Genomic DNA, 25,343 nt, shown 5'->3' with positions numbered 1-25,343 from the left:
ATTAAAGTAGAGATGTAGGAGGAGTAATCGATGGGAACGTCGGCAACAGCAGTGCGTGAATCTTTTCAAACCGAAGACCTGAGTATTTTTTACGGAACATATGAGGCAGTAAAGGGGATAAGCCTTCCATTTGCTGAAAATACGGTTACTGCACTGATCGGCCCCTCCGGCTGCGGTAAATCAACCTTTCTTCGTTCTTTGAACCGGATGAATGACGAAATTTCTGGCTCAAAAACAAAAGGAAGCATCTGGATTGATGGAGTGGATATTAATGCTCCGGGTACGGATGTGATTAAGCTGCGTCAGAAGATCGGGATGGTATGGCAAAAGCCAAATCCGTTCTATAAATCGATTTACGATAACATCGCTTTTGGACCTAAGTATCATGGCATTAAAGGTAAAAAGGCTCTTGATGAGATTGTTGAGAGCAGTCTTCGCAAAGCAGCATTGTGGGATGAGGTAAAGGATCGTTTAAAAGATTCAGCGCTTGCACTTTCCGGTGGACAACAGCAGCGTCTTTGTATTGCTAGAGCGTTGTCGGTTAACCCGCAAATTCTGCTCTTGGACGAACCAGCATCAGCTCTAGACCCGGTCTCCACAGGTAAAGTAGAGGAGCTAATCAAGGAGTTAAAAGAAGAGCTTCGCATCGTTATTGTGACACATAATATGCAGCAGGCAGCTCGGATCTCTGATTATACTGCATACTTTTATCTTGGCTCCCTTGTCGAATATGATAAGACGGATAAAGTCTTTACCAATCCAGAGAATCAAATGACGCAAGAATATATCATGGGCCGATTCGGCTGAAGCTGTGAACATCGTTCCTTCAGGAACGGTGTTATTTTTGTGAATTCAAAAGTTAATATGCAGAGAAACAATAACATCCGAAAGTTTCTGCGAAGTATATCAGTTGTTTTTATATGAAATTAACTGTGATTCGAAAGGTTACCTGTTATTTGCAAAAGGTAGAAAGATGCTGTATCATTTGTGATAATGATTATCATTATTACTATAATAGGGAGTGGATCTTATGACGCAATCTCAACAGACTCAACAGAATAGTGTGGCCGAAATAATAAAAGAACGACGCTCGATTAAGCTTTTTAAAAAAGATCCACTTCCACAAGGCCTTTTAGAGGAATTATTAAATGTAGCGGTATGGGCACCGAATCATGGTGTGCGTGAGCCGTGGAGATTTATTGCTTTTCAAGGGGAAGGTTCGAAATTCCTAGCTGAATCTGCATTTGCTTTTGTGAAACGTGCTATAGCTGATCCAGAAGTGGCTGCTAAACGTAAAGAATATATCTCGAATATTCCATTAACAGTAATCGTAGTGATGCCTGAAGATCCTCGGCAGAGAGAGTGGGACGAGGATTTTGCAGCAGCGTCTGCACTTGTACAGAATTTCCAGCTCGCAGCTTGGGAGCAAGGTGTAGGAACGATTTGGAAGACTGATCCCTACATCAACAACCCTGAATTCCGCACTAAAATTGGTGTGAAGCCCGGCGAAAAAATTGTAGCCATGATCCATGCCGGATATCCGGAGACTGTACCTGACAGCCGTCCACGCACAGACGCTTCGGAGCTGCTGAAGATCGTAGACTTCTATCCAGAGAATGGCGTAGTGGAATAAGGAAAGTCGAAGGCATTCGTATATTAAAAGCGGCGAAAGATCAAAAATATCGAAAAAGCGTCGAAAGATCAAAAAGATCAAAAACATCGATAGATCATTAGCATCGAAAGATCAAAAGTATCGAAAGATCATAAGCGTCGAATTATCAAAAGTATCCTTAGGGATGCTTTTTTTTGTTGCTTAGACTAGCGAAAGTAGGGGGAGGGCTACTGGGTGCTGATCACGTTTCGCTGCCGGTCCTCTGCTTATGTGGCTCAACCTTCTACTTACTTCATAGTATCTCCTATTGACCTTCTGCGGGCTTCCTACTGATCTCCGTATCGGACTGTATTGCAGCTATTTGAGCTTTTTGAGTCACTTTGCCGATCTATCGGACCGCATAGCTCTTATTACCATGTAACTGTGCAGAATTGGTGTGGTTATGAGTAAATAGCTGCAACTAGGTCCGATAGCACGTCAATTAGCTACAAATCTACGAAATAAGGACTCCTCAGTCCGATGCAACGGCGAATAAGTGAACTAACTCCAAACTAACCCAAACTAACTAAAGACCCTCAGTATGTTACGGACTGTATAGCAGCTATTTGAGCTTTTTGAATCACTTTGCCGATCTATCGGACCACATAGCTCTTATTAGCATGTAACGGCGCAGAATCTGTGTGGTTATGAGTAAATAGCTGCAACTGAGTCCGATAGCTCGCCTAAAACGTTTGAAATGGTGAAATAAGATCAACTGAGTCCGAACCATCGGCAAAAGTGTGTTCACAAGCATGGGGGATAGTTCAAATCGCGCAAGAACCCAAAGTAACCTAAGAACCAAACCAATGATGTCTAGTTACCGAATTAACCCAAGTAAGCAAAGAAGCTCAAGTCACAAAAGTAGTCAAAAAAGTAAAAAGAGCCAAGATAACCTCAAGAATCTGATGAAGCTAATGAAGCTATTGAAGCTCAAGTAGGCTCAAGTAGGCGAATAACCCAAACTAACTAAAGACCCTCAGTATGTAACGGACCGTATTGCAGCTATTTGAGCTTTTTGAGTCATTTTGCAGATGTATCGGACCGCATAGCTCTTATTACCTTGTAACGGCGCAGAATCTGTGTGGTTTTGAGTAAATAGCTGCAATTGAGTCCGATGCCCCGCAGAAAACACTCGAATTTGCATAATAAGGTCATCTGAGTCCGAAATATTGGCAAAAGTGTACTTACATACTAGCAAAGGCGGCGAGTTAGGCATCGCAGCTGACTGGCTATGGACTCAGTTACAATCACTCTTCACCATTTGATCCAACGGTGGGGAGAAAGTATTTCCTGACGGAGAGGGAATGGAAAATGAAGTCTGGATCCTAATATGAAACGTTGATCTTAATATGAAACGTTGCCCCTAATATGACACGTCGATCCTAAAGTCAAACGTTGATCCCACCAATTAAATGCAATATATAATGTACATAATGACCGATATAGATTACAATGGTGGAAAATGGAATGCATGACAAACATTAAAAGGGGTTATGGAGTGGGAGAGAACAAAAACATCAAGTTGAAGCTGGCTAGGATCCAAAAGAATCTTTCCCAAGAACAGTTAGCGGAAGTTGTAGGGGTTACACGGCAGACGATCGGCTTGATTGAAGCTGGTAACTATAACCCGACGATTAAGCTGTGCATAGCCATCTGCAAGGCGTTGGATACGTCATTAAACGATATTTTTTGGGAGGATTAGTTGTGAAAGGGCCAAAGATTAAAGACGAACGAATTATCACAGAAATTCAGAAGTTTAGTACGCACGGATTGTTGATTGTGTTAGTGGGATTTATGATTAGCCTTTTGGTAAAAGTATTTATCCTGGAGTGGGACATCAAATACTGGGTTGATACTTTTGGGATTATGCTGTTAGGTTGCTTGTATGTTACCGTTCGTTGTGTCAAAGATGGGATATACCTGCTGCCGAGTAAGGATGGAGAACTCAGACGGTTTAAGAAGATTCATTTAATATCGGGAGTTATCAGCACGATTATTTGGGCCACGCTAACATTTTTGCTTGATTTTAGAGAAGCGGGAGAAGTGGATATTAGAAAAAATATATCGAGTACTCTCGTGGGGGCGGTTGTTTTTTTCATAGGGGTCACTTGGGCGATGTGGTACATAATTAATAAATCCAACAAAAATGCTGACAAGAACATTGAGAATTAAAGATTAAAGATTAAATATTAAAGATAACCACTTCTTGCAAAACTAATGTCATTAGTTTATATTTAAGCTAATACCATTAGTTTATCGGAGGGGTAAGGATGAGAGTAACACGTGAAGGTCATTTATTGCAATTGACTTGGATGCCTAATTTTTTTCCAGTGAATTGTTACATTATTGAGGAAAACGATGGATTGACTTTAATAGATGCCGCTATGCCATTTAGTCTAAAAGGAATTATGGAGACTGAAGCGAAGCTAAATAAGAAGCTTACACGCATAATCTTAACGCATGCGCATGATGATCATATTGGGGCACTGGATGGACTGAAAAAGCAACGTCCAGAGGCTCAGGTGTACATCTCTGAGCGAGATTCGGCATTACTTCATGGAGATCGTTCACTTCGGGAAGGAGAACCTCAGACCCCTATTAAGGGAGGCGTGCCGAAGAAGATAGCTACCAAGCCAGACGTCCTTCTCCACGAAGGGGATACCATTGGCTCATTATCAGCGATTCACACTCCAGGACATACCCCCGGCTCTATGTCTTTCCTTGATTCACGCAGCGGTGCTGTAATCGTGGGGGATGCTCTTCAGACCTTCCGGGGAACTGCGGTGGCAGGAACCATCATCCCCCTGTTTCCTTTTCCAGCAATGGCTACATGGAATAAAGCTCAAGCTCTGAATAGTGCGATTAAGCTTCTAGAGTTATCTCCAGCTTTACTTGCTGTGGGTCACGGCAACTTACTTAAAGCGCCAAAGCAAGAGATGGAGAAAGCCATACGTAAGGCACAAATGATTCAGGATAGGAGTAATTAAATGTCACCTAGAGCAGGATTAGATCGTCACACGCTAGTGATTAGAGCAGCAGAAATTGCCGATGCTGAAGGTATAGAAGCTGTTACCTTGGCTGCACTAGCAGCTAAACTAGGTGTTCGTTCCCCGTCACTATATAACCATATAAATGGCCTGCAGGATTTGCGGACTGGGCTCGCCATTTACGGTTTAGAGTTATTATTTACATGCATGTCGAACGCAGCTGAGGGATTAAATGGAGATGCTGCTGTACACGCGATGGGCCGAGCATATGTGGATTTTGCTAGAAGTAGACCAGGTTTGTATGAGACTACACTACGAGCGCCTGAACAGGAGAACACGGAGCTTGAAGCGGCTGGTGAGCATATTTTGCAGTTTATAATTCAGGTGATGAAGAGTTATCAATTAGGTGAAGAAGGAGAACTTCATGCCGTAAGAGGATTACGGAGTATTCTACATGGATTCGCCTCATTGGAGCAAAAGGGTGGATTTGGTATGGCGCTCGATACTAACGAGAGTCTAACCCGCTTGATTAGCACTTTTATAACCGGAATTGGAAATATGAAATCAGATTAAATTAGATCTAGGAGATGATGAACAAATGGGTCAGGAATATGAACAAGGTAGTGTCACCACTTATGGGGAAACAGCAGAGATTATTGCGAAATTGGGGATTTTACCGCTTGCTGCGCTGATTCACGGGCACCCGTCTTTAAACGGCTTAACTAAGCCCGAGAATTGGCATACTGGAACAGATTTAGATCCGTGGTCATGGCGTGCGCAGTTTCCAGGTGAGGGTCTTGCAGGATACGGAAAGTTTATTAAGAAAAAGGCTATTTTGGTCTCAAGGGAGTGGTTCCCGGCATTTGTAGCAGCAGTAGGCAGTACCAAATCTATTGAAGAGCGGTATAAGGATGGGTTGGCTAGTAAAGAAGCTGTGACCTTACTGCAGATTGTTCGTGAACATGAAGGCATTGATACACGTAAACTTCGGGCAGAGGCTGATATGAAGGCAAAAGAAAAGAAAACAGCCTTCGATAACGCGGTTACTGAGCTGCAAGGATCGTTAGATATGGTGATCTCAGGCATCAAGCAACGCCTGAATGATGAAGGTGAAGTAAATGGTTGGAGCAGCACCTCGTTCGAAACGGTCAGTCACTGGATGTCAGATAACGGTTTATCCGCTTTTGAAGGGGATAGAGAAGAGGCCATAGCTTGGATACAAACGAAGATGAACGGGGTATGGTCGCCAACAGCAATAGCTTGGACAAACAAAGCATTCTCATGGAATTAATAAAAACGGTTAATCACTGCTCCATAGAGAGTGATTAACCGTAAGCGTTTTCCAATAAAATTATATCCATCACATTAAGGTTCCAACATAGGCGCCAAGTAAGCAATCAGGAAATACAAGAATCCAAAAAGCAGCATAACATAGGCAGTGTATTTAATAGCATTAGATGCAACAATTCTTGAATCTACCGGTGGTTGAATTTCTAGCTGTTCTTCTTCGAGGCTGTCAACTTCTTTGGATACTGGGTCTCTCAACATGATAATCCCCTCCTTGGAAATTCAATCCTTAACTGTATTGTGACATATTTGTGAACAGAAATCAACAATAGTGTGAACAAATATTGAACATTTATTCAAATTTGGGCATTTTACCACCTGAAATGTTGCTGTTAAAACAAAAACAACCCGCTTACTCTCTAATTAGAGAGCTAAGCGGGTTATTTGAAATTGGTTTTACCTAGGATCTAACGGGTGTTGTTTATGCCTTAAGCCCAATCCCCATTACGGAAGATAGGTACTGTTGTTCCATCATCGTTAATTCCGTCAATATTCATTTCAGGAGAGCCCATCATAAAGTCAACATGGGTATGGCTTTGATTCATTCCTTTTTCCAACAGCTGTTCTTTAGTCATCGTAATTCCTTCTTGAATTGTGAAGGCATAAGCTGCACCTAAAGCCAAATGACAGGAGGCATTCTCATCATACAACGTAGTGTAATAAAGAATACCGCTCTCAGAAATCGGAGAGTGGAAAGGCACCAAAGCAACTTCACCAAGATAGGAAGATCCTTCATCCAGTGCGATTAGTGATGCCAGAGTTTCTGCGCCTTCTTCAGCAGTAAAATCAATCACTTTACCGTTCTCAAAGGTCAGCGTGAAGTTATTGATTAGATTGCCGCCGTAGCTAAGTGGCTTAGTGCTGCTCACTTTACCATTAATACCAGACTTCAGAGGGGCAGTAAACACTTCTTCCGTAGGAATATTGGCTAGGAAAGGGACGCCCTTACCGTTCACAGCTCCTGCCTGACACCAGATGTGTCCTTCCGGCAACTCAATAGTTAAATCTGTACCAGGTGCTGTATAATGCAGCTTGCGAAACTTACTTTCATTCAAGGAAGCGCAACGAGTTTTGAGTCCATCTAAATGGCGGCTCCATGCTTCAATAGGATCTTCCTGATCCGCACGTGTGGCTTTAAAGATGGCGTCCCATAATAGTTCAACCTGCTGCTCTGATGGAGCGTCAGGGAACACTTTTGCCGCCCAAGAGGCTGATGGGAAGGCAAGGCCGCTCCAGCTCGCATGATTCCCCATTAAGTACTCACGATAAGGTGCTAGGGTCTGCCCAGAAATACGTTGATTATCGGCAATTCTTCCCGGTTCAACGCCTTTTAAAAGATCTGGGTCAGCGGAGATAATGGTTAGAAATGCGGCTCCCTTTTTAGCAAGATCCTCTAATTCATCGGCTTGCCACTGCGGCGGCTCCAGGAAGGAATCAGATGGAGCAAGATCATAACGTGTACGTAATACAACTTCATCACTATAATTCACCTTTACAAGTCTCGCGCCGGCTTCATAGGCTTTGCGAACCACAAGTCGCACAAGCTCTGCGGATACAATATCTGCATTCACAACGAGTGTCTGACCCGGTTGAATATTAACGCCAATCTTCACGGCCAGCAATGCGTAATTCTCCAGCTTTTGCTTGAAATCCAACATAGTTTCTATTCCTCCCAATATCCTGTATCTCTTGTGTGCTTAAATTAGAACGCCCAGTTTCCATTCAGGAAGACAGGTTCTTCAGTTCCATCAGCAGTTATCCCGTAAATGTTCATCTCAGCTGACCCGATCATGAAATCCACATGGGTTACACTATTGTTGAGGCCATGCTCAATTAACTGCTCTGGATTCATGTCTTTACCGCCTTCTAAACAGAAGGCATAAGCCATACCTATAGCAAGGTGATTAGAAGCATTTTCGTCAAACAATGTGTTGTAATAAAGAATGTTGGATTCAGAAATAGGGGATTTATGAGGAACCAAGGCAACCTCCCCTAAGTATTTCGCTCCTTCATCCATGCTAATGAGGTGCTCTAGCGCTTCTTGACCTTGCTCAGCAGTAACACTTATAATACGGCCGTTCTCAAAGCTAATAGAGAAGCCATCGATGATGTTGCCGCCATGACTAAGTGGCTTTGTACTTCTTACAGTGCCATTAACACCAGTCTTTAGTGGTGCAGTGAAGACTTCTTCGGTAGGCATATTGGCTACAAAAGAATGACCTTTTGCATTAATGCTGTCTCCTTGTGCCCAGATATGGCCTTCAGGAAGCTCGATGCTAAGGTCAGTGCCAGGTGCTATGTAATGCAGCTTTTTATATTTTTTTGCGTTGAGTACATTCGCTTTTTGCTCCAAGGTGTCAAGATGCTCCTGCCATGCAGCTACTGGATCTTCACGGTCAAGACGCACAGTGTGGAAAATGGCTTCCCAGAGTTTATCTACACGTTCTTCGGCTGGAACCTCAGGGAATACTTTATCCGCCCAAGCTTGACAAGGAACAGCTACAATACTCCAGCTCACTTTGTCGGACATTTGCATTTCACGATATTTGGTGAGGGCAGCTCCTCGTACTTTTTGAAAATTGGAGATACGTACTGGATCAATACCTTTAAGTGCATCAGGATCTTCAGCGATCACGTTAAGGATAGCCGCACCTTTTTCGGCGAATTCAGTCATTTCACCTGCGTACCAAGTAGGAGGCTGAGTGAATACCTCTGGTGCAGCGTGTTCAAACTGTTGGCGTGTAATGCTTGCATCACTCCAGTTCACCTTAACTAAACTTGCTCCGATAGCATATGCCTTAGCGGTAATTAGACGTACGAAATCAGCGGCAAGAATCGGTGCATTCACCACTAGAATTTGCCCGGGTTGAACATTAACACCTATTTGTACAGCTAAATCTGCATATTTACTAAGCTTAGCCTGAAAATCAGTCATTGTAATTTCCTCCATTTACTAATAGTTTAGTACTTTACAAGCATTGTACTAAATTATTAACCGCCGGATGAAAAAAGTCAATTACGTGGAATTTACAGTGCAAAGAGAAGGAATTACATTCATTTCAATGATATACTGAAAGGGTAGCTGATTTGATGATAGGAAGGAAGATAAGTGGATGAATTTAGAGATCGTAAGTGCTGAAATGAGCCGTAAAGAAGATAAAAGTTATGTAGGGAGGACTGTATTCACTCTCGAAAATCATAAGGCTCCATATGAAATTACTTTCTTCAGTACAAGAGGAACGGAATGGGATTACAGTCTAAGCTTTGCGGGTGAGCCTGGGAGCGAGGAACAGTTCTTAGAAACGGATGCATTGCTGGAGAATAACGATGATGTGTACAATCAGTTGCTAGATGCTGCACTTGATCAACAAGAAATCGTGGAAGAATAATACTTTTATTGATATGACGCCAGCGGCATTATCTGGTAGCCGCTGGCCATATCATGACTATCCAATCGTTATCTTACCTTCTGGGTAACGATACAGTTCTTTACTGCCTTTTGGTTTCAAAGCATAAGCAAGTGTAAGTGGTCCGGTCCGGCCCATAAACATCAGGATAATCACTAGAACCTTTCCCGCCGTAGTCAGTTCCGGAGTAAGGCCCATAGATAAGCCTGAGGTTCCAAAAGCAGATACTGCTTCAAAAAGTACAGTTAGAAATTCAGCGCTCTCGGTTAAGGATAATAACATCGTAGCGATGACAAGCAGCATAAGAGACATTAATGTGATAGTAAGGGCTCTATATACATTTTCTTTAGCGATCCGGTGGCGGAACATTACAATATCTTCTTTCCCCCGTAATCGCGCAGCTACTGCAGTAACCAGTACGGCGAATGTAGTGATCTTGATTCCTCCACCCGTCGACCCAGGTGCAGCTCCGATAAACATCAATAGAATCATCAGAAATTGTGTGGATTGCCGTAAAAGTGGAACTTCAATGGTGGTGACACCACCAGATCGCGGAGTTACCGCTTGTAAAAAGGTCGCCCAAAACTTTCCGCTTGCACTCAAGGGCTTCAGCGTAGAATTAAACTCCAGTAAAAAAAACAGCCCCGCACCAATAACAATCAATATAAGAGAAGTCCAAAGAACAACCTTTGAATGAAGAGTGAGTCTTCTGCGTTTAGGAAAGTCCATAAGATCAGAGAGAACGATAAAACCAATCCCTCCAAGAAATATGAGACTCATTGAGGTGAAGTTAACAATGGGATCATTTACAAAACGAGTAAGTCCGCTAAACGGCCCATGAATATCACCGAAGAGATCAAAGCCTGCATTATTAAAGATAGATATACTGTGAAAAATCCCATAATATGCTGCTTTCCCAAAGGGCATATCCATCATAAACCTTCCAGCAAACAACACGGCCCCCGACAGCTGAATAACAAGAGAATAGATCAGGACTCTACGGATTAAGAGTACAATTCCCTGCATCGAATTTTGGTTCATGGATTCTTGCAAAAGGATTCGCTCTTTCAAGGATATCCGTTTATTAAGGACCAAGGTAATCAAAGTAGCCATCGTTACAAAGCCTAATCCTCCGATTTGAAATAAAATGAGTAGAACAACTTGTCCGAAGGTAGTTAGCTGAGTTCCCGTATCAATGACCGCAAGGCCTGTTACACAAGTGGCTGAAGTCGCCATAAACAAGGCATCGATAAAGGATATTTGTCCGGATGTTGAGGAGACCGGGAGACTAAGCAGAAAAGTCCCGGCAGTGATAAGGATTAAGAATCCTAGTGATAAAACTTTGGGCGGGGTCATTTTAAAACCACCGAAGTTCAGGTTAGCCAATGTAATTCTCCTGACGTACGTGATATTGGAGTAATGCTCACAGAATTATAACACAACTTACCAGCCCTTCCCTAAATGGAGGGAGGTAATTGACATATTTTATCGAATTATTCTAGAATAACACCCTATCCGTCAACTTAAAAGAGGAGGCTTTCTTAATGATGATAAGTCCGATTCTGAATCAGATTGGTGCTGTTTTTATTCCGGTAAAGGATATTGAGAAATCAAAACAATGGTATTGCCAATTGCTTGGACTCCCATTAGATGGAGAGGTATTATTCGGTCATTTATATGTAGTCCCTATGCAGGGACCGGGCATCGTTTTGGACAGTAAGATTTACACCGCTGAATCTGTTCTAAACATCCCTTCGTTTCATCTTAACACCGAGGATATTGATGCTGCTTATGATTATGTAAAGGCCAACGGAGGAGAGATTCTCACGGATATTGAGCATGATCATTGGTTTAATTTTAAAGATCCCGATGGAAATGTGATCATGGTCTGTCGTTGTTAATCGTTGTATAGAAGGGAGTAGACGAATGATAAGAGAAGCTAGGACCGAAGACGCTACCTACATTGAAGAACTTTATCGGATTTTGCTGCCTGAGCATCCAGCTATTCATGTATCTCCTGAGCGGCTGAAGCAGATAGCAGATCATCCGGAGAGTTTTCTATATGTGTGCGAAGAACAAGAAACAATTGTCGGGTCGTTACATCTTCATTTTTGTATGGATGCTTTGTGTGACGATAGGCCCTTTGCTGTCATAGAAAGAGTCATTGTGGCTGAAAAAGTACGAGGAAAAGGGTATGGCGCAATGCTAATGAGACATGCCGAGAATGTAGCGATCTCCAAGGGAGCCCTTAAGATTATGTTATCAAGTGCTGCAAAGAGAGAAGAAGCGCATCGTTTCTACGAAATTCTTGGTTATGATAGCAGCTCCAGCAAGGTATTCAAGAAGTATTTATAGTTATTTACGATTGGAAGTGATGATATGATGGTTACACTTAGAGAACTGGTGCCGGAGGATGCAGGTGAACTGCTTCGACTTCAGCATCAGTTAGACCAAGAGTCCAAATTTATGTTATTGGAACCGGATGAAAGACAAGCTAGTCTTTGTCAGGTCAAAGAAATGCTCGAAAGCTTTCTGGCAGCAGAAACTTCAATTCTTATAGGGGCAGAGGTTGACGATCATTTGGCAGGTTACTTGTCTGTTAGAGGTGGAAGTGTTAGACGCAATAGACATAGCGCGTACATAGTGATTGGGATTCAGAAACAATATCAGGGGAATGGGATTGGGGCTGGCCTGTTCCGTGAGATGGACATCTGGGCTATGAACAATGGGATTGTTCGTCTTGAGTTATCCGTCATGACCCATAATCAAGCTGCTTTGGGGCTGTATACCAAGAGCGGGTTTGAAATCGAAGGGACGAAGCGGAAATCTCTTATTGTCGATGGTGAGTGGGTGGATGAGTATTATATGAGCAAAATTCTCCAAAAAGAAAAAAGGATAGAGTGTCAGATTTAATCTGATGACCCTATCCTTTTTTTTTATGAATAAAGGTTATGATTTCGTGATTTATGATGATTCAGTGTTGCTTGATTGTTCGATAACAACTTCAACCTTGCGGACACGGTATCTGTTCATCTCGCGGATGGTCAATGTTACATGGTCACGAACAATACTTTTGCCAATGGCTGGATCTGCGATATGACTGTATACCCAGCCTCCAACTGTGGTCACTTCTTCATCTTCGAAATCAAGCCCTGTAAGATCCTTGACCTCTAACAGAGATACCTTACCGTCGAACAGATAGTTGGTATCGCTTATTTTTTCGACTTCTCTGCGTTCATCACCGTCAAACTCGTCACGGATTTCACCAACGATTTCTTCCAAAATATCTTCAATCGTGATGAGACCGGATGTTCCACCATATTCATCAAGCAGCAAGGCAATATGCACACGCTCCAACTGCATACGAGTTAGAAGATTCTTGACCGGTGTCACCTCAGATACTGTCAGTACGGGTTGAATTAAGCTATGAAAATCAAAATCAGGATTGTTATCATACTGCAAATAGAGCTGTTTCGTGTTGATCATTCCGATAATATTATCCTTGCTGCCTTGTGCCACAGGGAAACGAGTATATTGCTCCTTGCGGATAATTTCGAAATTTTCTTTCAACGAATGATTGGTGAAAAGACATACCATATCGGTTCGCGGAACCATGATTTCTTTGGCGAGCATCTCATCAAAAGTAAAGATTCGGTTAACATAGCCATATTCGGCTTTATTGATTTTCCCGCTTTCGTAACTCTCGGACAGGATCAAACGAATCTCATCTTCACTATGCGCGTCTCCATGCTCACTAGCTGGTTTCATCCCAAAAAGACGAACAAGCATATTAGCGGAACCGTTCATGAACCAAATGAGAGGGTACAAAATTCTGTAGAACCAAATAATCAGCGGTGAAGTAATTTGACCGATTTTTTCCGGAATGTTTATAGCTGCCGTCTTCGGAGCAAGTTCTCCGACAACGACGTGCAAGAATGTTGCAATGATGAATGCGAGTAAAAACGCAAGAGGGTGACTCACACTAGAACTGATATTGGCCCAGTCGAAAATAGGAAGCAATAACTGTTCGAATGCAGGCTCTGCCAGTGCACCAATACCCAGCGCAGTGATAGTAATCCCGAGCTGACAAGCGGATAAATAGCCATCAAGATTAGCGGATACCTTCTGTACTGCCAAGGCATTCTTCTTTCCGTCAAGCACCATTTGACTGATCTGGCTACCTCTAAGTCTCACCAATGCAAATTCTGTTGCTACAAAAAAAGCGGTTAAAATAATCAAAATAACCACCAACGTCAAACTAAGTCCTATACCCATATAATCTTTACCATCCCTTTCGTTCCTAAAATAGGTTATACTCATTATTATGAGTTCTTATGAACTATTCTACGAACTTTTCAGTAAAATATCAAATGGTGGAGGGAAACAGATATGGAATCATTTGCATTGACTCGTGTGGAGATGTCCAGTCTACTGCTCTCATTGACCGGATTGTCAGACCGGAAACCGCTGAATATCCTCCAAGAGGCATGGGCAAAGTTTCACCGTGAAGAATTACAAAAGGGGACTTCGTTACCCGCTTTTTTATCAACCAATGTTCCACCCATATTACAAAAGATCATTAAAGGTGGCCATGTAAAAGGCTTTTCACTTGGTGAAATTGCTTCATTGGGCCATCTTATAGAGTATTCCACATTGACCGTCACAGCTATGCAAAATTGGGTCAAGCGCGACTTCAAGGAATATCTCGGTTCGCCTAAAGAAGGAAAGAAATATTCGGTTAATCAGGCGGCGCTTTTGTTTATTATCGATGATCTCAAATCCGCTCTTAACTTTGAAAGTATCCGCCAACTGTTCCAGCTAATGTTCCTAAAGCCGGATCGCGATGATGATGATCTAATTGAACCGGCCAAGCTGTATTACGCCTATGCAGGGCTTTTTGAGGAGATCAAAAGCAATCCATCGATTCAGACGCAATGTAAAGTAGATCAAGTGTTGCACAAGGAGTTCTCTTGGAAAGAAGATACCTCGTTAAAAAGCTCTATAGATCGTGTAATTAACCGGCTGACACATTTATCGAGAGCGCAGAGAGAATCCGTTCGTAATATGCTGCTTATCGCCACAATTTCTGTGCAGACCTGTTATTTTCAATCGCTGGCTAGGCAATACTTTAATGCTGCTTTATTTCTTGATTTTTGAGCACTTCAATTTTAAAATGTATAAGTGAAACAATCAAAAGTAAGTTTATTGGTTAACAGGTTGAAATAAGGGGGCTTCGATGTGAATCAAATGACACTGCTGCGGAATCCGAAACAAAGGAAATTACTCTTCAGCGCTGGCTTGAGCTGGATGTTCGATGCGATGGACGTCGGAATGATTTCTTTTGTTGTAGCAGCTTTAGCTAAGGATTGGAATCTGGGACCGGAGCAGATCGGTATATTGACTAGTATTAATTCCGTCGGTATGGCAGTAGGTGCTGCAGCGGCAGGGATATTAGCAGACCGCTTTGGCCGTAAACCGGTATTGCTGTGGACACTCCTTATTTTCTCGGCGGCAAGCGGATTATCTGCATTTGCAACAGGCTTTGCGATCCTCTGTGTGCTTCGTTTTATCGCGGGGTTTGGACTTGGCGGTGAGCTGCCTGTCGCTTCTACCTTGGTCTCAGAGAGCATGCCTGCTCAGGAGAGAGGCCGTGCGGTTGTGCTTTTGGAGAGCTTTTGGGCAGTCGGTTGGATTGCTTCGGCATTAATCGCGTTCTTCATTATCCCTGATTATGGCTGGCGTATAGCTTTCGGAATTGGGGCTGTACCTGCACTCTACGCTTTATATCTAAGACGGGCGATTGATGATTCACCGAAATTTGCTGAGATTAAAAAGGCACCCGTTTCCTTAAAGAAACGAATCGCTACCGTATGGTCGCCAGAATATCGCCGTTCTACAATTATGTTGTGGATTTTATGGTTTACGGTGGTGTTCTCGTATTATGGCATGTTTCTATGGCTGCCTACAGTTATGGTACTTAAAGGCTTCAGCTTGGTCAAAAGCTTCGAGTATGTGCTTATTATGACGCTCGCTCAGCTGCCTGGATATTTTACTGCCGCTTACTTTATTGAAAAGTTCGGACGTAAATTTGTCCTAGTCATCTATATGCTGTTCACTGCAGTTAGCGCCGCATGGTTCGGAAATGCGACTACTGAAGGCATGCTGATGGCTGCAGGAATTTGTTTATCCTTCTTCAATCTTGGCGCTTGGGGTGGCATGTATGCTTATACGCCAGAGCTGTACCCAACGGCTATTCGTTCCACAGGCGCTGGTTTAGCAACTTCCTTTGGCCGGATTGGGGGCATTATCGCACCTTTGCTGGTAGGGGTTCTAGTAGGTAAATCTATGGAGATTGGCTCGATCTTTATGCTATTTTTTGTAACGATTATTATCGGTGCATTAGCGGTATTGTTCCTTGGCAAAGAAACAAAGGGAACCGAGCTTCTATAAAGTGTGATTCTGCATTACATACTTGATGTTAATCTATCAACAATGCTAAAATATCAAGAAGAAACGATGTTATCGTCCTGTATGGATGACCACTATTCACGTAAGAACAAAACGGTTCCTTCACAGTTGTGAACAGGACCGTTTTTTTACATTAATCCTTATTTATAAGGACGGAGCGATCGCACATGAGTAATGATAGGAAGCAACCGCATTTCACAGAATTAGTCTGGGAAAGTACGGAACAAAATGTACCGATTCCGCCGCGAAATTCCCCTGAACCTGCGCTGCCTAAGTCATCTTCTAAGAATAATGGCAAAACAAATTCAACCCCTGAACCTTCATTACAGCTGCAGCTTTGGGATACAGAGATGGAAACGCCGGAGCCTGTGACTACCACCGAAGGGCAGTTCGTAACAAGAGCGAAGGAATTAGTTGAAAGAACTGAGGACTCAGCGCTTTTTGTTCCTTTTAAGAGTTACTGGCCTACATATGGCCATATGACAGGCACGCAAAGCAGATGGTATTTTTATTGGCGGAATGAAGTTAGACAAGGCAGATATCTGAAAACAGATCTTTCTTATATTTTTCTGCATGTATATGAGCTTATTAATGGCGTGGGGTGGACTGACCCTAATGATGGCTATAGGCAGCTAAATCTGATCTGGGAAGCTTACCGGGAAAGTTATAAACGTTTGGATCAATATCTTGGCGGCTGGATCGCGGACTTCTCTTTTGTACATCATTTGGATGTCCCGCTTTCTATCATTGTGGCTCGTTCACGTGGTCTTGCTGGGGATCTGGCGGAGCTTGAATTAATGAGAGGACTGACGACTGCTCCTGAGCAGCTAACCTTCGCAGTATTAACGGCAATGTCGGACTATGATATTAGTAAATCCAAGTTCTACATCGGAGAAGGCAATGAGGCTCTTGAACAATACATTCCGCAGGTCGTGGCGTTAATTAATGCTTATGTCACCCGGAAACACGGCTCCAATCTAGTTGAAATGTTTCCGCCTGGACCAGCGGTGATGCGGGAGCGTTATTTATTCCGAAGTGCCGTATATGATATTTCATTATATGGCTATTCTGTTCTTATACCGGTTGTACGTATTAGTAAATCTCCACCACTTCGCAGTCTGATTACAAGGTTATTTCGTCTGACTGAGAATAAACTCCGGGAACTGATGGGCTACCGCGGACGACTTAAAGGTATTAATGTAGAGGCCGATATGGATGATTTGATCACTCGTTTTCTAAAGCGTGAGTATCTTAAAGAGACGCAGGAAGACAAAGGGCCGACAGTCGTCATAGATCCGGAGAAGCTAGAACGCCTGCAAAGTGATTCTGAAATTGTACGGACGATGCTTACGGTTGAGAATATGGACGAGCAAGATTACGAGGCTAGCGAGCTCGAAGCAACTATCGGTGAAATCGATCCAATACAAGATAGTAAGGAAGAATTGTTGCCTGTAGAGGTGATTGAAGAAGCTCAAGCGGTTAGCATAGGATCGGAGGCAGAACAGTTTGCCAATGCTTTAAGTCCACTACAACGGGAAGCACTGCTTGCTCTTTTGGATGAGGATGGAAGTCAAGCTTTACTGAAGCTGGCTGCTGCTAATGGCACGATGTCAGAGCTTCTAATTGATGAGATTAATGAAATCGCAATGGACATTCTTGGTGATCTGATCATTGAGGGGGAAGACATTGTTGAGGAATATATCTCTATGCTGCGCAATATTTAATGAGGTGAACTTTGGATGAGTGAATTAAAAATACCTAAACGAATGACAACTGCGCTAGTCAATTCGTTGACGGCTGGTGTTGTTCCGCGTATCGGACTAGAGCACATAGCCGTTGGCCGTCGGCCGGAGATTGAAGCCATATTAAGAGATATGGAGAACATTGCAGAGGGTGGAGCAGCTTTTAAGCTGATTACAGGCAAATTCGGCAGCGGTAAAAGCTTTCTGCTTCAGATGATCCGTAATTACGCGATGGATCGGGATTTTGTAGTAGCAGATGCTGACCTGTCCCCTGAGCGTAGGTTAGTAGGAACTAAAGGACAAGGCCTAGCGACTTACCGGGAGCTAATGAGCCATTTATCGACCCGCACACGTCCAGATGGTGGAGCGTTGGAGATCATCCTGCAGAAATGGATTATTACGCTACAGCAGTCCGTGATGCAGGAGAAGGAATATGGGCCTGATCACCCTCAGCTTGGTGAAGAAGTAGAGAAGCGAATTTACGCTGTAGCCTCTGAAATGCGTGGTTTGGTGCATGGTTTTGATTTTTCCAAAGTGCTAGCATCTTATTGGAATGCACACAAGCTGGCTGATGATGACCAGAAGCAGGATTCGCTTCGCTGGTTGCGTGGAGAATTTGCAACTCGGACAGAAGCCCGCAAAGCGCTTGGAGTTGGCGTGATTATTGATGATGATAATTGGTATGACTATATGAAGCTTTGGGCGGAATTTACTGCGGCTATTGGCTATAAAGGTCTGCTGTTGTTTATTGATGAAGGTGTCAATCTTTATAAAATTACGAACAGTATTTCCCGTCAGAGCAACTATGAAAAGCTGCTTACCATGTTCAATGATACGATGCAGGGGAAGGCAGAGAACCTTGGGATTTTTATAGGAGGAACTCCGCAATTTGTGGAAGATGGACGGCGTGGTTTATTTAGTTATGAGGCACTGCGATCGCGATTGGTTGCTGGCCGGTACGGGGCGGCGGGTCTGAACAATTATACTGGACCTATCATTGCACTGGACATGTTATCACACGAGGAAATTCTGGTACTGCTGCAAAAGCTTAAAGAGATTCACGCCCTACATTATGGTTATGAAGCACGTTTATCACAGGAACAATTGGTTCATTTTATGGAGGAAGCGGTTGGAAGATTAGGGGCTGAGGAACTCTTGACTCCACGGGAGGTAGTACGTGATTTCATGGATCTGCTGCATACGCTCCACCAGCATCCGGAGATTACTTTTGAACAGCTAGTGGGCGAAAAAACGGCTAAGCCAGCTGAGACTGAGCAAAATGAACTGGATGGGTTTCTGGCGGAGTTTGAATTATGAGCGATAATCCGTTCTATAGGCTGGCTCCCTTCATTAAAGAGTTTATTTATAAGAACCGCTGGGAGACTTTGCGTGAGGCACAGGTGGATGCCTGCCGGGTGCTTTTTGATACCCCGCATCATCTGCTGATTGCCTCAGGTACCGCTTCAGGTAAGACAGAGGCAGCTTTTTTCCCTGCGCTTACTGAGCTGTATGAACGTCCTTCCGGTTCGGTTGGCATTTTGTATATCGCCCCTCTGAAAGCTTTGATCAACGATCAATTTACACGTTTGAATGATTTACTTCGTGAAGGCAACATTCCGGTGTGGCACTGGCATGGAGATGTACCACAAGCCGATAAAACAAAACTGGTGCAGAATCCTTCAGGCGTGCTGCAAATCACCCCTGAATCGCTTGAAGGATTGTTGATGAACCGCCCGAATGCTATTCCAGCGTTGTTCCATGATCTACGTTTTATTGTCATTGACGAGGTGCATGCCTTTATGGGAGCTGACCGGGGGATTCAGGTGTTAAGCCAGCTGGCGAGAATCTCACGTATGGCGGGATGCCATCCTCGCAGAATCGGACTATCAGCTACGCTGAGTGACTACGCTTCTGTCACAGAGTGGCTGGCGGCGGGCACGCGGGAGAGCGTTGAAGTGTCCGCTCCACAAGGCGGGCGTAAGCTCCGTTTAAGTGTGGAGCATTTCTCTTTCCCGGATGCACGGGATGAGGTGCAGGCGGAGCATTTAGAACGTGCGAAGCAGTCTTATTACGATTTTATTTATGATCATACGCATCTGAAGAAGGCGTTGATCTTCACCAACAGCCGCTCAGATGCGGAGACGGCGACCCTAGAGATGCGGAGGACGGCCGCGAAGCGTGGTGAACGGGATGTATTTCACGTTCACCATGGCAGCATCTCCGCGATGCTGCGTGAAGAGACGGAAGCCGCGCTGCGGCAAGGCACCGGACCGGCTGTTGCCGCAGCGACATTGACGCTGGAGCTGGGTATTGATCTGGGCGAGCTGGAGCGAGTGCTACAGGTCGGCGCTCCCTATAGCTGCGCAAGCTTTGTGCAGCGGTTAGGACGCTCGGGCAGGCGTGGAGACGCTGCATCCGAGATGATCTTTGTCACGCCCGAGGAAGAGGACGAGGAAGCTCAGCTTCCGGCGCGGATGCCGTGGACACTGCTTCGAGCGATAGCGGTAATTGAGCTATATGTGCGCGAGAAATGGGTGGAACCCCTGGTCGTGCGTCAGCTGCCAGTTGGACTGCTGTACCATCAGACGATGAGCATTTTGAAAAGTATGGGTGAGGCCGAACCGGATGATTTAAAAGAAGCGGTTCTGAGTTTGCCTTCGTTTAAAACCATAGATCCTACTGATTATGATATTTTCATGACCTATATGTTAGGCATGGGACAAATTGAGAAGATGGACGAAGGCAGCTTGATCATCGGGATGGCGGGAGAGAAGATCGTGAATAACTTCCGCTTCTACGCGGTCTTCAAAGATGATGAAGAGCATGTGGTCTATAACGGGACTGAGGAAATCGGATCGATCACAACGGTTCCACCACCAGGCTACTGTTTTACTCTGGCAGGTAAGCTTTGGAAGGTAGAAGAGGTGGATAATCGCCATAAAGCCGTTTATGTGAAAACCTCACGCGGCAAAGTAGATACGTTGTGGCTTGGTGCGGGTGGGGATGTACATACACGCATCATGAACAAGATCCGTGAAATCTTAGGAGCCACTTCATTGTATCCGTATTTAGCTCCGAGTGCGGCTGCGCGGCTCGAACGAGCCCGTCGTTTAGCGAAGGAAAGCGGAATGCTTGTGCGGTCCGTTATGCCGGCGGGTGGAGATTCCATGTTCATTCTGCCCTGGGCCGGTAGTCGGCAATTCCGTACGCTGGAGCGCCTTCTGAAGAACAACCTGAAGAGCCCTCTGGGACTGCGTTCTATCGTTCCCATGGAACCTTATTATATGGTCGTTGCGGGTAAAACAGATGCAGAAACGCTGGAAGCAGAGATCATTGCCGAAAGTATGGCTGCCACAGATCCATTATCATTGTTATCCCCAGATGAAGCACCCTACCTCGGAAAATACGATGAGTTCATCCCGCATGAGCTGCTGCGCAAAGCTTTTTCCTTGGATGGATTAGATGTCCCGGGTCTGATTGAGGTTTTAAAGCAGTGGCAGCAACCTAATTAACCTTAAGCAGTACCTGTTGAAAATACTCTAAATTGCAGACGTCCGCTTATGCGGGCGTTTTGTTATGTCCGGACCAATGCTGATATATGAACTTTCCTTAAGTTTCAAATGTTGCATAAGAATAGGGTGGAAGGAGAATAGTACTAACAGATTCCTATAGAGGATGATTGCGATGTGGCCTAAAATAGTCTCTTATATTCCGGACTGGACAATTTTTATGCAGGCGGCGATTACGCTGCTCTTTCCCGTTGGGATTTTTTATCTTTACAGGCATTTGTATTTTTATGTTGGAAGCGGACGCTCCAAGGAAACAGAGGCCAAATCACAGGATGCGGAACTGAAGAAGAATGACAATCGGGAAGTAAATCCGCAGCCTCCTGTGTCTACTGCTTTTACCCAGGACTATGATGCCGATCTGACAGCGATAAAAACGGCATTGGGGGAGAACAGTGATGTACATTTTCGTGAATTCTCAGTTAAAGGTATACAGGCACGTGCCGCATTGGTCTATGTAGAGGGGATGCAGCACGAGGAGCTAATCAATCAGCAGGTGCTGCAGAATCTGATGTATGCCGGCGAAACGCAGGCTTCAGAAGGAATATACAACTACTTGAAACAGAATATGCTCCCCTTAGCTCAGCTTAGTGAAGCCAAGGATTTAGACCAACTGCAGGAGTTTGTCCTATTCGGATACACTGCGCTGATTGTCGAAGGCATGCGTGAGATGTTGCTGGTGGGTTCTCCGCATGGATCCGTGCGTGCGATTACTGAGCCAACCTCGGAGGCTTTACTGCGTGGGCCTCGGATTGGCTTTACCGAGGTGCTTAGTGAGAATACCTCTATGCTGCGGCGCCAAGGGCTTAATAAGAATCTGGAAATGAAAATGGTTGAAGTAGGCAGCGAAATCAAGAAGAACCTGGTTATCGCTTATATGAAAAACATTGTAAATCCTGATCTGCTCCAGGAAGTGAAGGAACGTATCTCCAAAATTGATATGGACTTTATTCTGGAATCCGGCTATGTGGAACAGTTGATCGAGGATGATTATTTAAGCCCGTTTCAGCAGACACAGAATACGGAAAGACCCGATCGGGTAATTGCATCCTTGTTAGAGGGAAGAGTCGCGATTTTGCTGGATGGCACACCGTTTGCACTCGTTGTTCCAGTGACGTTCAGTATGCTTTTGCAGTCTCCTGAGGATTATTATGAGCGCTGGATTCCGGGTACACTTTTGCGGATACTCCGGTTTTGCGCATCATTTCTGGCTCTGTTGGCTCCGGCGCTGTATATTTCCTTTATCTCTTTTCATCCGGGACTGATTCCTACACAACTGGCGATCTCCATTATCGAAACACGCCAAGGTGTACCCTTTCCTGCATTAATTGAAGTGTTGATTCTGGAAATTTCCATTGAAATCTTGCGTGAAGCTGGAATTCGGCTGCCGAAGCCCATAGGTCCGGCAATGGGGATTGTCGGAGGTCTAATCATTGGAGATGCCGCGGTACAGGCTGGTATTGTAAGTCCCTTTTTGGTAATTGTTGTAGCTGTGACAGCGATCTCTTCGTTTTCCATACCGATGTACAGTGCGGGGATTACTCTCCGGATCTTACGATTCGCAGGCATGTTATTTGCGGCGGTCCTGGGCATGTTCGGAACCATCCTTTTCTTCCTGCTTATTTGCAGCCATCTGACTCGGCTTTCAAGCTTTGGAGTTCCTTACGTCACCCCTATTTCCCCTTTCCGCTTAAGTGACTGGAAGGATTTGTTCGTTCGTGCACCGTTATCGATCATGAAGCGAAGACCGGAGATGCTGAAGACCCAGAAGAAAAAGCGCAGGTCCTAGAGAATGTATTCTTAGCAGGAGCAGAGGGGAGACCACAGTGTTTAAACGAACTGATGATAAGATCACAACCTCGCAGGCTTCCATAATCTTGACCAATTCAATGCTAGGTGCGGGAATTTTGACTTTGCCCAGAAATGTTGTTAAGGCTGTGCAGACTCCCGATGCCTGGATTTCAGTAGTGCTGGGAGGTATCATCGTATCTTTGGTGATATTGGTTATGGTGAAGCTTAGCCAGCAATTTCCAGGGAAGACTGTCTTTCAGTATTCCAAAAGAATTGTTGGGAATCTTCCAGGCAGTGTAATGAGTACAATATTGATTCTGTACTTTATTGTGATAGCGGGTTTCGAAATCCGCGTTTTGGCGGAAGTAACGTTGTTTTTTCTTCTGGAAGGGACACCGATCTGGGCGATTGTGATGCCGTTCATCTGGGTGGGCACTTATCTGGTTTATGGCGGGATTAATTCCATGGCCCGCGTGTTTCAGATTGTATTTCCGATCAGTATTTTTATCCTGATTATTTGTTATATCTTAAGTACCAGAATATTTGATATCCAGCATTTGCGTCCTTTTCTGAGTGAAGGCATGATGCCGGTGATCCGAGGCATGAAGTCGAGCATCCTGATTTTTACCGGTTGTGAGGTTGTGATGACAATGACTGCCTTTATGGAGCATCCGCAGCAAGCGGTCAAGGGAATGTTGGTTGGTTTAAGTATACCATTTGTATTATATTTGGTTACTGTTGTGATGGTTATCGGCGGCCTATCTATCAATTCTGTAATCACAAGCACCTGGCCTACGATAGATTTGGTACGGAGTTTTGAAATATCAGGGTTCTTTTTTGAACGATTTGAATTTCCGTTGCTCGTCATTTGGCTGATGCAGATGTTCTGTAATTTTTGCAGCTTTTTCTTTAATGCATCACTTGGCATCTCCCAGGTATTCCACCTAAAGATCCATCCGGTTATGTTCGCTTTAATGCCCATCATCTTCATCTGTACGATGATCCCTCAACGCATTAATGATGTCTTCAGTCTTGGCGATGCGATTGGCTATATGGGTTTGCTGATCTTTATATTGCTGCCACTGTTATTGTCGATTGTATTAATCATTAGGAAGAAAGGACTCAAGCAGAATGTTTAGACTGCGGGATATTCGCTTACTGTTGGTATTCGTGATTCTGCTTACGCAGTCTGGCTGCTGGAGCAGTAAGGAGATTGAAGACTTGAGTGTTTATACGGGATTGGCGCTTGACAAGGGGGAGCCGAAAGGAGTCGAACGGGAATTCGAGGAACTTGGAGGAAGCTATTCAAAGAAAAATAAATTGACGGCTACGGTACAAATTGTGCCTGAAAAAATACTCGGAAACTCTGGCAAAGATGGCGCAACACCACAAACTCATTATCACAATATTTCTGAGACAGGGGATTCTCTGCTTGAGATATTCCGCCAAATCTCAATACGTAAGAACCGTCCGATTATAGGTCATCACCTCAAGGTTGTTGTCATATCTGAGAAACTGGTGCAACAGGAGAAGATCAGACGGCTAATGGACTTTTTACTGCGAGATAATGATATCCGCCCTAGCTGTCTTATATTTCTTAGCCAAGGGCCTGCATCCGACACACTTAAAACAACCTCGGAGGAGATTCCTTCTTTTCGTCTTGCAGACATGATTCATAACCACTTCAGAACCAGTAAAGTTATGAAGGGCATAACGTTGTCTAATCTAGATGCACTTATGTACTCCAGGCAAAGCTTTGTTTTACAGAACGTTGTGGAGGCACAAGGTGAGGTGGAATTTTCCGGAGCAGGTATTATCAAGGGAGACACAGGACAGTGGATTGGCAATATTGATCAACAGGATGTGGAGAGTATTGCCTGGATCAAAGGGGACATAAAAGGTGGGAGCATTAAAGCCTATAATCAGTTGAATGAAGCGATTACTTATGAAATTAAATCAGTTAAGAGCAAGATTACGCTGAAGGAGACTGCGGATGAGAAGTTCTCTATTCATGTAGCCATTGAGTCTGATGGACGTCTTATTGAGAATTGGGATGATAATGAGCATTCCGCGGAAGTTGCCTATTTCAAAGAATTGGAGAAGATATTCGAGGAAAAATTAACCGAAAAAATCAATGCTCTTATTCACAAAATGCATTCTACCTACAAAGTGGATATAGCAGGGTTCGGAAATTGGTTCAGCATAGAAAAACCGCAGGTTTGGAAAAAGATCAAGGATCATTGGGACGAGGAATTTATTCGGATGCCATTGACCTTTGATGTAAAGCTTAAAATCACCGATTTTGGTTCCACGACTGAATGAAGAGTTCACTTGGATAAACGTGTTAACACAAAAAGGATCTCAGCAGCCGATGATGGCTATTG

General features: G+C 44.1%; 24 protein-coding genes. 19 read left to right on the top strand and 5 right to left on the bottom strand.

What is annotated here, in order from left to right; all coding sequences use genetic code 11:
- Window positions 1-30 precede the first annotated feature (30 nt).
- The 7 genes from pstB (at window position 31) to NST94_RS15830 (ending at window position 5,929) form a co-directional block, all read left to right on the top strand.
- Window positions 31-807, top strand: a complete 777-nt coding sequence (gene pstB, locus NST94_RS15860) for a phosphate ABC transporter ATP-binding protein PstB (protein ID WP_036687516.1) — start codon at window positions 31-33, stop codon at window positions 805-807.
- Between the two features lie 223 nt (window positions 808-1,030).
- Entirely contained in the window at window positions 1,031-1,633 is a 603-nt protein-coding gene (locus tag NST94_RS15855; protein ID WP_076099095.1) for a nitroreductase, read from the top strand.
- Window positions 1,634-3,149: 1,516 nt separating this feature from the next.
- Window positions 3,150-3,353 carry a helix-turn-helix transcriptional regulator gene (locus NST94_RS15850; protein ID WP_036676881.1) on the top strand — a complete coding sequence of 68 codons (204 nt, stop codon included), beginning with the start codon at window positions 3,150-3,152 and terminating at the stop codon, window positions 3,351-3,353.
- 2 nt (window positions 3,354-3,355) lie between these two features.
- Complete coding sequence (locus tag NST94_RS15845) at window positions 3,356-3,823, top strand: DUF6773 family protein (protein ID WP_339168009.1); 468 nt, start codon at window positions 3,356-3,358, stop codon at window positions 3,821-3,823.
- A gap of 98 nt (window positions 3,824-3,921) precedes the next feature.
- Window positions 3,922-4,638, top strand: a complete 717-nt coding sequence (locus NST94_RS15840; RefSeq protein WP_339168008.1) for an MBL fold metallo-hydrolase — start codon at window positions 3,922-3,924, stop codon at window positions 4,636-4,638.
- Window positions 4,639-5,211, top strand: a complete 573-nt coding sequence (locus tag NST94_RS15835) for a TetR/AcrR family transcriptional regulator (RefSeq protein WP_076190237.1) — start codon at window positions 4,639-4,641, stop codon at window positions 5,209-5,211.
- Window positions 5,212-5,236: 25 nt separating this feature from the next.
- Entirely contained in the window at window positions 5,237-5,929 is a 693-nt protein-coding gene (locus NST94_RS15830) for a hypothetical protein (RefSeq protein WP_339281064.1), read from the top strand.
- 74 nt (window positions 5,930-6,003) lie between these two features.
- Here the strand turns inward: NST94_RS15830 and NST94_RS15825 are convergent, their stop codons facing one another.
- The 3 genes from NST94_RS15825 to NST94_RS15815 form a co-directional block, all read right to left on the bottom strand.
- Entirely contained in the window at window positions 6,004-6,186 is a 183-nt protein-coding gene (locus NST94_RS15825) for a hypothetical protein (protein WP_076126661.1), read from the bottom strand.
- Between the two features lie 227 nt (window positions 6,187-6,413).
- Complete coding sequence (locus NST94_RS15820; protein WP_076126659.1) at window positions 6,414-7,643, bottom strand: aminopeptidase; 1,230 nt, start codon at window positions 7,641-7,643, stop codon at window positions 6,414-6,416.
- Window positions 7,644-7,687: 44 nt separating this feature from the next.
- Window positions 7,688-8,920, bottom strand: coding sequence for an aminopeptidase (locus NST94_RS15815; protein ID WP_036676902.1), 1,233 nt, complete (start codon window positions 8,918-8,920; stop codon window positions 7,688-7,690).
- A 178-nt stretch (window positions 8,921-9,098) separates the two neighbouring features.
- Between NST94_RS15815 and NST94_RS15810 the strand changes: the two genes are divergently transcribed.
- On the top strand, window positions 9,099-9,374 hold the full coding sequence (locus tag NST94_RS15810; protein WP_076280402.1) for a hypothetical protein: 276 nt from the start codon (window positions 9,099-9,101) through the stop codon (window positions 9,372-9,374).
- 57 nt (window positions 9,375-9,431) lie between these two features.
- Here NST94_RS15810 and NST94_RS15805 read toward each other — a convergent pair whose 3' ends face one another.
- A complete protein-coding gene (locus NST94_RS15805; RefSeq protein WP_076184980.1) occupies window positions 9,432-10,748 on the bottom strand; it encodes a TrkH family potassium uptake protein in 1,317 nt (438 codons plus the stop codon).
- 191 nt (window positions 10,749-10,939) lie between these two features.
- On the opposite strand from NST94_RS15805, the gene NST94_RS15800 reads away from it, so the two are divergent.
- The 3 genes from NST94_RS15800 to NST94_RS15790 are packed head-to-tail and all read left to right on the top strand — an operon-like array spanning window position 10,940 to window position 12,305.
- Window positions 10,940-11,293, top strand: a complete 354-nt coding sequence (locus tag NST94_RS15800; protein WP_036677380.1) for a VOC family protein — start codon at window positions 10,940-10,942, stop codon at window positions 11,291-11,293.
- 25 nt (window positions 11,294-11,318) lie between these two features.
- Entirely contained in the window at window positions 11,319-11,747 is a 429-nt protein-coding gene (locus tag NST94_RS15795) for a GNAT family N-acetyltransferase (protein ID WP_076126653.1), read from the top strand.
- Window positions 11,748-11,771: 24 nt separating this feature from the next.
- Window positions 11,772-12,305: a GNAT family N-acetyltransferase gene (locus tag NST94_RS15790; RefSeq protein ID WP_076126651.1), complete on the top strand. Its 534-nt coding sequence runs from the start codon at window positions 11,772-11,774 to the stop codon at window positions 12,303-12,305.
- A gap of 51 nt (window positions 12,306-12,356) precedes the next feature.
- Here the strand turns inward: NST94_RS15790 and NST94_RS15785 are convergent, their stop codons facing one another.
- On the bottom strand, window positions 12,357-13,667 hold the full coding sequence (locus NST94_RS15785; RefSeq protein WP_076126650.1) for a hemolysin family protein: 1,311 nt from the start codon (window positions 13,665-13,667) through the stop codon (window positions 12,357-12,359).
- A gap of 114 nt (window positions 13,668-13,781) precedes the next feature.
- Here NST94_RS15785 and NST94_RS15780 point away from each other — a divergent pair, with 114 nt between their 5' ends.
- The 8 genes from NST94_RS15780 (at window position 13,782) to NST94_RS15745 (ending at window position 25,281) form a co-directional block, all read left to right on the top strand.
- Window positions 13,782-14,549, top strand: a complete 768-nt coding sequence (locus NST94_RS15780) for a DUF1836 domain-containing protein (protein ID WP_036676915.1) — start codon at window positions 13,782-13,784, stop codon at window positions 14,547-14,549.
- An 81-nt stretch (window positions 14,550-14,630) separates the two neighbouring features.
- On the top strand, window positions 14,631-15,842 hold the full coding sequence (locus NST94_RS15775; protein ID WP_339243630.1) for an MFS transporter: 1,212 nt from the start codon (window positions 14,631-14,633) through the stop codon (window positions 15,840-15,842).
- A 185-nt stretch (window positions 15,843-16,027) separates the two neighbouring features.
- Window positions 16,028-17,584, top strand: a complete 1,557-nt coding sequence (locus NST94_RS15770) for a TerB N-terminal domain-containing protein (protein WP_339187183.1) — start codon at window positions 16,028-16,030, stop codon at window positions 17,582-17,584.
- A 15-nt stretch (window positions 17,585-17,599) separates the two neighbouring features.
- On the top strand, window positions 17,600-18,919 hold the full coding sequence (locus NST94_RS15765) for an ATP-binding protein (RefSeq protein WP_076303005.1): 1,320 nt from the start codon (window positions 17,600-17,602) through the stop codon (window positions 18,917-18,919).
- Window positions 18,916-21,114, top strand: a complete 2,199-nt coding sequence (locus NST94_RS15760; RefSeq protein ID WP_076126645.1) for a DEAD/DEAH box helicase — start codon at window positions 18,916-18,918, stop codon at window positions 21,112-21,114. The genes NST94_RS15765 and NST94_RS15760 overlap by 4 nt, the downstream gene beginning before the upstream one ends.
- Before the next feature lie 172 nt (window positions 21,115-21,286).
- Window positions 21,287-22,957 carry a spore germination protein gene (locus NST94_RS15755; RefSeq protein ID WP_076126801.1) on the top strand — a complete coding sequence of 557 codons (1,671 nt, stop codon included), beginning with the start codon at window positions 21,287-21,289 and terminating at the stop codon, window positions 22,955-22,957.
- Between the two features lie 37 nt (window positions 22,958-22,994).
- A complete protein-coding gene (locus NST94_RS15750; RefSeq protein WP_339243627.1) occupies window positions 22,995-24,098 on the top strand; it encodes a GerAB/ArcD/ProY family transporter in 1,104 nt (367 codons plus the stop codon).
- Window positions 24,091-25,281, top strand: coding sequence for a Ger(x)C family spore germination protein (locus tag NST94_RS15745; RefSeq protein WP_339243626.1), 1,191 nt, complete (start codon window positions 24,091-24,093; stop codon window positions 25,279-25,281). The genes NST94_RS15750 and NST94_RS15745 overlap by 8 nt, the downstream gene beginning before the upstream one ends.
- Window positions 25,282-25,343 lie beyond the last annotated feature (62 nt).

It is taken from the genome of Paenibacillus sp. FSL H8-0282 (assembly GCF_037963825.1).
Lineage (GTDB): Bacteria > Bacillota > Bacilli > Paenibacillales > Paenibacillaceae > Paenibacillus_AQ > Paenibacillus_AQ odorifer.
The sequence above is the reverse complement of the archived record's forward strand: the minus strand, read 5'-3'. Positions and strand labels throughout refer to the sequence as shown.

What these genes read in the sequence shown, in the direction of transcription:
- pstB (WP_036687516.1), top strand. Translation starts at nt 31, where the DNA reads ATGGGAACGTCGGCAACAGCAGTGCGTGAATCTTTTCAAACCGAAGAC.
- NST94_RS15855 (WP_076099095.1), top strand. Translation starts at nt 1,031, where the DNA reads ATGACGCAATCTCAACAGACTCAACAGAATAGTGTGGCCGAAATAATA.
- NST94_RS15840 (WP_339168008.1), top strand. Translation starts at nt 3,922, where the DNA reads ATGAGAGTAACACGTGAAGGTCATTTATTGCAATTGACTTGGATGCCT.
- NST94_RS15835 (WP_076190237.1), top strand. Translation starts at nt 4,639, where the DNA reads ATGTCACCTAGAGCAGGATTAGATCGTCACACGCTAGTGATTAGAGCA.
- NST94_RS15830 (WP_339281064.1), top strand. Translation starts at nt 5,237, where the DNA reads ATGGGTCAGGAATATGAACAAGGTAGTGTCACCACTTATGGGGAAACA.
- NST94_RS15825 (WP_076126661.1), bottom strand. Translation starts at nt 6,186, where the DNA reads ATGTTGAGAGACCCAGTATCCAAAGAAGTTGACAGCCTCGAAGAAGAA.
- NST94_RS15820 (WP_076126659.1), bottom strand. Translation starts at nt 7,643, where the DNA reads ATGTTGGATTTCAAGCAAAAGCTGGAGAATTACGCATTGCTGGCCGTG.
- NST94_RS15815 (WP_036676902.1), bottom strand. Translation starts at nt 8,920, where the DNA reads ATGACTGATTTTCAGGCTAAGCTTAGTAAATATGCAGATTTAGCTGTA.
- NST94_RS15810 (WP_076280402.1), top strand. Translation starts at nt 9,099, where the DNA reads ATGAATTTAGAGATCGTAAGTGCTGAAATGAGCCGTAAAGAAGATAAA.
- NST94_RS15805 (WP_076184980.1), bottom strand. Translation starts at nt 10,748, where the DNA reads ATGACCCCGCCCAAAGTTTTATCACTAGGATTCTTAATCCTTATCACT.
- NST94_RS15800 (WP_036677380.1), top strand. Translation starts at nt 10,940, where the DNA reads ATGATAAGTCCGATTCTGAATCAGATTGGTGCTGTTTTTATTCCGGTA.
- NST94_RS15795 (WP_076126653.1), top strand. Translation starts at nt 11,319, where the DNA reads ATGATAAGAGAAGCTAGGACCGAAGACGCTACCTACATTGAAGAACTT.
- NST94_RS15790 (WP_076126651.1), top strand. Translation starts at nt 11,772, where the DNA reads ATGATGGTTACACTTAGAGAACTGGTGCCGGAGGATGCAGGTGAACTG.
- NST94_RS15785 (WP_076126650.1), bottom strand. Translation starts at nt 13,667, where the DNA reads ATGGGTATAGGACTTAGTTTGACGTTGGTGGTTATTTTGATTATTTTA.
- NST94_RS15780 (WP_036676915.1), top strand. Translation starts at nt 13,782, where the DNA reads ATGGAATCATTTGCATTGACTCGTGTGGAGATGTCCAGTCTACTGCTC.
- NST94_RS15770 (WP_339187183.1), top strand. Translation starts at nt 16,028, where the DNA reads ATGAGTAATGATAGGAAGCAACCGCATTTCACAGAATTAGTCTGGGAA.
- NST94_RS15765 (WP_076303005.1), top strand. Translation starts at nt 17,600, where the DNA reads ATGAGTGAATTAAAAATACCTAAACGAATGACAACTGCGCTAGTCAAT.
- NST94_RS15760 (WP_076126645.1), top strand. Translation starts at nt 18,916, where the DNA reads ATGAGCGATAATCCGTTCTATAGGCTGGCTCCCTTCATTAAAGAGTTT.
- NST94_RS15755 (WP_076126801.1), top strand. Translation starts at nt 21,287, where the DNA reads ATGTGGCCTAAAATAGTCTCTTATATTCCGGACTGGACAATTTTTATG.
- NST94_RS15745 (WP_339243626.1), top strand. Translation starts at nt 24,091, where the DNA reads ATGTTTAGACTGCGGGATATTCGCTTACTGTTGGTATTCGTGATTCTG.